Below are 7,911 nucleotides of genomic sequence, written 5' to 3' on the forward strand. Positions count from 1 at the left end.
GCCATTACCCCGGTATCACGAGCCCGCTCTCGTACGCCGCGATCACGGCCTGGGCGCGGTCGCGGAGACCGAGCTTCATCAGCACGCGGCTCACGTGCGTCTTGACGGTCTGCTCGGCCAGCACCAGGTGCGCGGCGATCTCCGTGTTCGACAGGCCCTGCGCGATCAGCACGAGGATCTCGGTCTCGCGTTCGGTGAGGACGTTCAGCTGGGCGGGCCTGACCTTGTCGCTGCGCCGCGACCGCACGAAGTCCTCGATCAGCCGCTTGGTGATCGACGGCGCCAGCAACGCCTCGCCGGCCGCGACCACGCGCACGGCGTGGAGCAGTTCGCGGGCGGGCGCGTGCTTGAGCAGGAACCCGCTCGCACCGGCCTGCAACGCCTCGTAGACGTAGTCGTCGAGGTCGAAGGTGGTCAGCACCAGCACCTTCGGGGCGTCGGTGACGCCCAGCAGCAACCGGGTGGCGGTCAGACCGTCCATCTCGGGCATGCGGATGTCCATCAGCACGACGTCCGGTCTGACCGTACGCGCCAAAGCGACGCCCTGCACCCCGTTGCCCGCCGCGCCGACCACCTCGATGTCGTCCTGCGCGTTCAGCAGCGCGGAGAAGCCCTCGCGCACCATCTCCTGGTCGTCCACCACGACCACCCTGATCACTTGTCCCCCAACGGAATTCTCGCCCGCACCAGGAAGCCGCCGTCCTCGGTCGACTTCACGGTCAGCGTGCCACCGTGCACGGCCACGCGTTCCCGCATCCCCACCAGACCCTGCCCGCTGCCGCCGCCCCTGGACGGCCCTCCCGCGGTGTTGCGCACCAGCACGTCCAGCCGGTCGCCGTCGCGGCGCACGTGGACGGTGGCCTTCGAGCCGGGCGCGTGCCTGGTGGCGTTCGTGAGCGCCTCCTGCACGATCCGGTACGCGGTGAGGCCGACCGCCTCCGGCACGTCGTCCACGTCGACCTCGGCCTCGTCGCCGGGCCTCGCCAGCTCGGTGATGCGGTTGATGCCGGGCTGCGGTTCGCGTTGCGCGACCTCGCCGTTGGTCCGCAGCACGCCAAGCAGCCGTTGCATGTCGGCGATCGCCTCCCGTGCCGCCTCGCCGACCTCCGCGAACTCCTGCTCCGCTTCCTCGTTCAGGCCCTTGAGGCGGTAGGGCGCGGTCTCGCACCTGACCACGACCATCGACATGTGGTGCGCCACCACGTCGTGCATCTCGCGAGCGATGCGAGCACGTTCCTCGAGCGCGGCCTTGGCGTCCCGCTCCTCCTCGAGCTCGCGTTCCGCCCTGCCCCTGGCTCCGACGAGGTAGACCACGGTGCCGATGATCGGCACGAAGAGCGCCATGTCCATGGCCTGCGGTTCGGAGGCGATGACCACGCCCATGCTGATCAGCGTGGCGGTGATCACGATCGGCCGCGAGTAGAAGGCGGCGACGGCCACGAGGAGCGGGATCGCGGTCCAGTACTGGAACGCCGGAGCGCCTTCTCCCGAGCACAGCAGGCTCACGAAGTAGAAGCTCAGCGCCGCCAGCCGCCAGGCGTACAGCGGTGACCGGATCAGCAGCACGTACGGCACGAACGTGGCGAGGAAGATCACCACCCACCAGCCGTCCGAGTCCTCCTGGCGCACGTAGTTCGCACTCGCGACGATGCCCCACACGAAGGCGTAGATGATCAACGCGCCGTGCACCGGGATGCGCACGCGACCGAGCGCCTTGGTGAGCACTCGGGTGCCATCGGGACCGAGAAGGGTTCGGTACAACGCGCGGAACACCAGCCGATGCTAGGTGGATCGGCCAATTCGCACATTGACCTGCGGAGTGACATACCCGGGTATGACTCTGATCAAGATGGGGCATTGCGAACGCCCGACACCGCGCGGTAGGCAGTACCTGTGAAACCACCACAGGATCCAGATCGCTGGTCACGGCTCACCGCCGTGGCCGGTGAGGCGCTGGCTGCCGCCAGGGCCGGGGAAGACGCTGTGGCGGTAGACCTCGTGACCGGGTACCTCAGCGGGTCGCCCGAGGGCAACGAGGAGATCCGTGAGCTGGTGCTCCTGCTGTTCGCCGAGTGCAGCAGCATGGTCAGCGCGCTCGGTTCCGGCGGCGCCACGCCCGTGAAGATGCAGGTCTTCGACGAGGAGGGCAACGAGGTCCAGATCGACGACGCGGACCCGCCCGTCCGCACGGCGATCCGCGCGTTGCTGGCCGAGGTGCACGGCGACCAGGACGCGGCGTCGGAGCAGATCGAGATCGCACTGGCCAACGGCCAGCCGCAGGAGCTCGCGACCGTGGTCCTGCAAGCCCTGCGGTGGACGTTGAAGCTGGCCATAGAGTGCGAGACGCGCGACCTGCCCGTCGCGTCGTGGATCACCGCGTCACTGGACGACCAACCTTGACGTGCAGCAGAGCGTCCACACCGTCCATGAGGTGCTGGTCGAGCGGGAAGTAGCCCATCTCCCGCCTGGTGTCGGTGCGGGCCGGGCCCTGCGGCTTGTCCCTCGTGATGCCCCACGTCGTGAACCGGCTCTGCAGCTGACCTTCGAGGGTAGCTTTGTCCGGTTCGCCCAGTCCGAACGAATCGTTGCGGCCGAGGGTGCCGCCGATGACGGTGTACTGGTCGCCCAGGATCGGCGCCACGAGCGCGCCCGCGGAGAACCACTCGACCCGTTCGCCGGCCATCTCCATCGAGGAGTTGGTGCGCTGCAGGTGGGCGTTGTGCGCGAACACGAACGTCGGGCCGCGTGACGCCTCGGCGCGCCGGATCTCCAGCAGGTTCCGCGCCATCACGCCGTCGCGCATCTGGCACAGGCGGTTGAGGCGCACGCCCAACGGGTTCGGCTCCGCGCACTCCCGGTGGTACCGCAGCAGGCTCAGCCCGGCCTGGAGCCGGGTCTCGGCGCGGGCCCAGGCCTCGTCGGTGCTCCTGCGCCCGTGCAGCCGCCGGAGCATGCCGGTGCCGATCTCGCGCAGCCTGACGGCCTCCTCCGACTGCCCCGGCGACTGGTCGTAGTGCAGGACGGCCTCGTCGCGGCTCCACTTCTCGTCGTCGACGGTGAGGTCGACGCTCTCGCCCAGGTAGTCGCGGGCGTGTTCGAGGTAAGGACGCGGACTGGGCGCGCTGACCGTCTCGGTCTGGAAGTCGAAGCCGTGGAACGACAGGCGGTCCTCGGGCGCTTTGTCCGCGTTGTACTCGCGCATCCACTGCACGAGCTCGCGGTTGGCGGGCCAGTTCTCGCCGAACGAGTGGGAGAAGCCCTCCTTCATGACCGCGTCGAGGTCGCCCGGTCCGCCGTGGACGTGGTCGTTGACCGTCAGCCCTCGGATCCGGCACGTCTCCAGGGCGATCGAGCGGAAGCCCAGGCCCGCCAGCTGCTCGAACAGCTCGTTGCGGACCCAGGTGTGAGCGTGCTCGAGGTGGGTCGGCTCGCCGAAACCGAGGAGCTCGGTGAAGGGGGTGATGAACTCGCGGATGTCCTGGCTCATGTGGTTCAACCGTAACATTGAAAGCTCCGTTGAGACTTCGGCGCTTTCTCGGCCGTTCGCGGCCGCTAAAGTCTCAATCGTGCGCCCAACCGACCTCGCCCGTGAGCACGGCCTCTCGACCCAGGCGGTGCGCAACTACGAGGAGTCCGGGTTCCTGCCGCCCGCCGGGCGCACCCCGTCCGGGTACCGCGTCTACACCGAGGTCCACGCCGTCGCGCTGCGCACGTTCCTCGCGCTGATTCCCGCCTTCGGGCACGCCCGCGCCGGCCAGATCATGAACGCGGTTCACTCCGGCTCGCTGGACGACGTGCTCGTGACGATCGACCGCGGCCACGAGCAACTGCTGCGCGACCGCTCGACGCTCGACTCGGTCAGCCGCGCCGTGCAGGACCTGACCGAGGTGGAGCCGGTCGCGCACCCGCGCACGATCGGCGAACTGGCCCGTCGTCTCGGCGTGACCCCGGCGACGCTGCGCGCGTGGGAGGAGGCCGGAATCCTCGTGCCGGCAAGGGAATCCACCGGCTACCGGCTGTTCCGCGCCGAGGACGTCCGCGACGCCGAGCTCGCGCACCTGCTGCGCCGCGGCGGCTATCCGTTGGCGCGCATCGCTTTGGTGGTGGACCAGATCCGCACGGCGGGCGGCACCGACACGTTGGGTGCCGCCCTCACCGACTGGCGCCGCCGCCTCACCGCGCAGGGCATGGCGATGCTGGCCGCCTCCGCACGGCTCAGCGAGTACCTGAACGCACGGGCACCAGCTCCGTGACGAGCGCGCCGACCTGCTCGCTCTCGATCAGGAACGCGTCGTGCCCGTACGGCGACCCGATCACCCGCACCTCTCCCGCTCCGGGGATGCCCGCCGCCAGCTCTTCCTGCTGCACCAACGGGTACAGCCGGTCCGAGTCGACACCGGCCACGATCGTGCGCGCGGTGACCTTGCGCAGCGCGGCCTTGATCCCGCCGCGCCGGTGGCCGACGTCGTGCGAGTTCATCGCCTCGGTCAGCGTGACGTAGCTGGCCGCGTCGAACCGCCGCGTCAGCTTCGCCGCGTGGTGGTCCAAATAGGACTCGACCTCGAACCGCCCGTCGTCCTGCTTCTCCCGCCCGAACCGCGCCTGCAGCTCCTGTTCGCTGCGGTAGCTGATGTGCGCGATCCGCCGCGCGATCCCCAGTCCCTCCAGGGGATCGGCCCTGATCGCGTGCAGCTGCGCGGACGCCAGCGCGATCTGCTCCGCGGACGCCGCCGCGGCCGTCGCCAGCAACAGCAACGACTCGACGCGTCCGGGCTCGCTCACCGCCCACTCGACGGCGCGCATGCCGCCCATCGACCCGCCGAGCACCGCGGCCCACCGGTCGATGCCGAGGTAGTCCGCGAGGTGCACCTCGGCCGCGACCTGGTCGCGAACCGTGATCGCCGGGAACCCGGGGTACTGCCAGGGACCGGTGCTCCCCTGGCAGCCGCCCAGCACGTTCGGCGCCACCACGAAGAACCCGTCGAGCGGCTTTCCCGCCCCCACCAGGGAATCCCACCAGCCCGGCGTGGGGTGACCCGGCTCCACGCCACCGGCGACATGGCTGTCACCGGTCAGGGCGTGGAGCACGAGCACCGCGTTGGAGGCCTCGGCGTTCAAGGTCCCCCACGTCTCGTACGCGAGCTGGAAACCCGGCAGTCGCCCGAACGGCTCGGCGTGGCTGAACCACTTCCGCCGCCCGTTCGGATCGCCGAACCGCCAGCCGCCCACTACAACTCGGACTTCGCCGCGGTGAAGCCCGCCTCGAGGTCCGCCTTGAGGTCCTCCAGGCCCTCCAGTCCGACCGACAGCCGCACCAGGCCGGGCGAGACACCCGTGACGAGCTGCTCCTCCGGCGTGAGCTGGCTGTGCGTGGTCGAGGCGGGGTGCACGATCAGCGACCGCACGTCACCGATGTTCACCAGCTGGCTGAACAGGGTCGTGCCGTCCACGAACGCCCGTCCGGCCTCGACACCACCGCGCAGCTCGAAGCTCACGACCGCGCCGGCGCCCTTCGGCAGGTACTTCTGCGCGTTGGCGTGGAACGGCGACGACGGCAGGCCCGCGTAGTGGACCTTCTCGACCTCGTCCCGCGCCTCCAGCCACTCGGCGAGCGCCTGCGCGTTCTGCACGTGCCGCTCGATCCGCAGCGACAACGTCTCGATGCCCTGGATCACCAGGAAGCTCGTCAACGGCGCGATGGCCGCACCCGTGTCCCGCAGCCCCTGCACGCGCAGCTTCGCCGCGAACGCCCCGTGCCCGAGCACCGGCCAGTACTGCAGCCCGTTGTAGCTGGGGTCGGGCTCGTGGAAGTCGGGGAACTTCTCGGCCCCGTACTCGAACTTGCCGCCGTCCACGACCACACCGGCGATGGCCGTGCCGTGGCCGCCGAGATACTTCGTCGCGGAGTGGATGACGATGTCGGCCCCGTGGTCCAGCGGCCGCAGCAGGTACGGCGTGGGCACCGTGTTGTCGACGATCAACGGCACCTGGTTCGCGTGCGCGACCCCGGCAACGCCCTCGACGTCCAGCACGTGCGCACGCGGGTTCGCCAGCGTCTCCGCGAAGAACAGCTTGGTGTTCGGCCGGACCGCCGCCTGCCAGGCGTCCAGGTCGTCGGGGTCGTCCACGAACGACACCTCGATACCGAGCTTCGGCAACGTGTAGTGGAACAGGTTGTAGGTGCCGCCGTAGAGCGACGCGCTGGAGACCAGGTGGTCCCCGGACCGCGCGAGGTTCAGGATGGCGGCCGTCTCCGCGGCCGACCCGGACGCGAACGCGACCGCGGCGATGCCCCCTTCGAGAGCGGCGACCCGCTGCTCCAGCACGTCCTGCGTGGGGTTGTTGATGCGCGTGTAGATGTTCCCGGGCTCGGCCAGCGAGAACAGGTCCGCGCCGTGCTGCGTGTCCCGGAAGACGTAGGAGGTGGTCTGGTAGATCGGCGTGGCGCGAGCACCGGTGGCCGGATCGGGCGCGGCACCCGCGTGGATCTGCGTCGTCTCAAAGGACCAGGACATGGCTGTGCTCCAGCTTTGGTTGAATTTCCGGAATCGGCTGAGATCAACGAGAGCAACGACAGGCCATGCTGGTGACGCGCACGTAATCGACGTGGCGTCGGCTAACCAGCGGCATGGTCATAGTTGACGAATGTAAGGGGCCACACGGCCCCGTGGACACCCCGTCCACCAGGTGAGACCGCTTAGGCTGATCGCATGCGCACAGCTCTGGTCGGCTACGGACTAGGTGGGGCGGCCTTCCACGCCCCGTTCATCGAGGCAACCCCTGGCCTGGAACTCTCCGCCGTGGTCACCTCGAACCCGAAACGCCAAGCAGAGGTGGCCGAGCGCTACCCGTCGGCCCGCCGTCTGTCCTCACTGGACGAAGTCTGGGCGGGCGACTTCGACCTGGTCGTCATCACCACCCCGAACCGCTTCCACGCCACCCACGCCCGCCAGGTCCTCGAACACGGCCTCAACGTCGTGGTGGACAAACCCTTCGCCGCCACCACGATGGAAGCCAGAGCCCTCGCCTCCATCGCCTCGTCGAAGAACCTCATGCTCGTCCCGTTCCACAACCGCCGCTGGGACGGCGACTTCCTGACCGTCAAGCGCCTCCTGGCCGACAACGCCCTCGGCGCGGTCCACAAGTTCGAATCCCGCTTCGAGCGCTACCGCCCCGAGATCAAGTCCTCGTGGAAGGAATCAGGCGACCCGGCAGACCTGGGCAGCATCCTCTTCGACCTCGGCACCCACCTCGTGGACCAGTCAGTGGCCCTCTTCGGCCGCCCCACCTCCGTACACGCGGAGATCACCACGGTCCGCCCAGGCGCCCGAGCAGACGACGACGTCTTCCTCTCCCTCACCCACGAGGGCGGCGTCCGCTCCCACCTCTGGATGAGCGCCCTGGCAGCAGACCAGGGCCCGCGCTTCCGCGTCCTCGGCCACGACGCCGCCTACGTCAAGCACGGCATGGACCCCCAGGAGGAACGCCTCAAGGCAGGCGAAACCCCCGCGGGCCCGGGCTGGGGCGAAGAACCAGAACAGGACTGGGGCACCCTGAACGGCAAGCCCCACCGCACCGAACCAGGCGCCTACCAGGACTTCTACGCCTCAGTGGCCGCAGGCAATGCCCCCGTGTCACCACAAGACGCGGTGACGGGCCTAGAGGTGATCGAAGCGGCCAAGCAGTCAGCCACCACAGGCGACGCAGTCCGCCTCTGACACACCCAACAGCCCGCGATGCCGAAGGCGAGCCGTCCTTAGTCCTTAGCCGGAGGCCTGGGCGGTGGGGTCCCGTCACGAGTCGCGCCACAGCTCTTGCTGCATGCAGGTAGGGGTGTCAACTCGACACGCTGGAGTTGTCCCCGAGGCTCGGACACCTTGATCCCTGACAACGGTTGTTGTCAGGGGAGAG

Annotated in this window: 8 protein-coding genes; 3 read left to right on the plus strand and 5 right to left on the minus strand. The window is 69.2% G+C overall.

Translation table 11 applies throughout. The annotated features are described in order from the left end of the window. Positions 1-4: 4 nt before the first annotated feature. Positions 5-658, minus strand: a complete 654-nt coding sequence (locus tag IE307_RS25095; RefSeq protein ID WP_191301698.1) for a response regulator — start codon at positions 656-658, stop codon at positions 5-7. After that, complete coding sequence (locus IE307_RS25100) at positions 655-1,773, minus strand: sensor histidine kinase (protein ID WP_191301700.1); 1,119 nt, start codon at positions 1,771-1,773, stop codon at positions 655-657. Before IE307_RS25100 ends, IE307_RS25095 begins: the two co-directional genes overlap by 4 nt. 120 nt (positions 1,774-1,893) lie before the next feature. Here IE307_RS25100 and IE307_RS25105 point away from each other — a divergent pair, with 120 nt between their 5' ends. Continuing rightward, a complete protein-coding gene (locus tag IE307_RS25105; RefSeq protein ID WP_191301702.1) occupies positions 1,894-2,400 on the plus strand; it encodes a hypothetical protein in 507 nt (168 codons plus the stop codon). Here the strand turns inward: IE307_RS25105 and IE307_RS25110 are convergent. After that, positions 2,372-3,487 (minus strand): erythromycin esterase family protein, encoded by a 1,116-nt coding sequence (locus tag IE307_RS25110; protein ID WP_308436397.1) that lies wholly within the window; start codon positions 3,485-3,487, stop codon positions 2,372-2,374. The two genes, IE307_RS25105 and IE307_RS25110, sit on opposite strands and share 29 nt — an antisense overlap. 79 nt (positions 3,488-3,566) lie before the next feature. On the opposite strand from IE307_RS25110, the gene IE307_RS25115 reads away from it, so the two are divergent. Beyond that, on the plus strand, positions 3,567-4,253 hold the full coding sequence (locus tag IE307_RS25115) for a TioE family transcriptional regulator (protein WP_229905035.1): 687 nt from the start codon (positions 3,567-3,569) through the stop codon (positions 4,251-4,253). Here IE307_RS25115 and metX read toward each other — a convergent pair. Both metX and IE307_RS25125 read right to left on the minus strand, forming a co-directional pair. Then, positions 4,216-5,229: a homoserine O-acetyltransferase MetX gene (gene metX, locus IE307_RS25120; RefSeq protein ID WP_191301709.1), complete on the minus strand. Its 1,014-nt coding sequence runs from the start codon at positions 5,227-5,229 to the stop codon at positions 4,216-4,218. The genes IE307_RS25115 and metX overlap by 38 nt on opposite strands. After that, positions 5,229-6,515 (minus strand): bifunctional o-acetylhomoserine/o-acetylserine sulfhydrylase, encoded by a 1,287-nt coding sequence (locus IE307_RS25125; protein ID WP_191301711.1) that lies wholly within the window; start codon positions 6,513-6,515, stop codon positions 5,229-5,231. Before IE307_RS25125 ends, metX begins: the two co-directional genes overlap by 1 nt. 195 nt (positions 6,516-6,710) lie before the next feature. On the opposite strand from IE307_RS25125, the gene IE307_RS25130 reads away from it, so the two are divergent. Then, on the plus strand, positions 6,711-7,718 hold the full coding sequence (locus IE307_RS25130; RefSeq protein ID WP_191301713.1) for a Gfo/Idh/MocA family protein: 1,008 nt from the start codon (positions 6,711-6,713) through the stop codon (positions 7,716-7,718). Positions 7,719-7,911 lie beyond the last annotated feature (193 nt).

Origin of the sequence: Lentzea cavernae (assembly GCF_014653695.1) — a bacterium.
In the GTDB taxonomy this organism is placed as follows: Bacteria; Actinomycetota; Actinomycetes; order Mycobacteriales; family Pseudonocardiaceae; genus Lentzea; species Lentzea cavernae.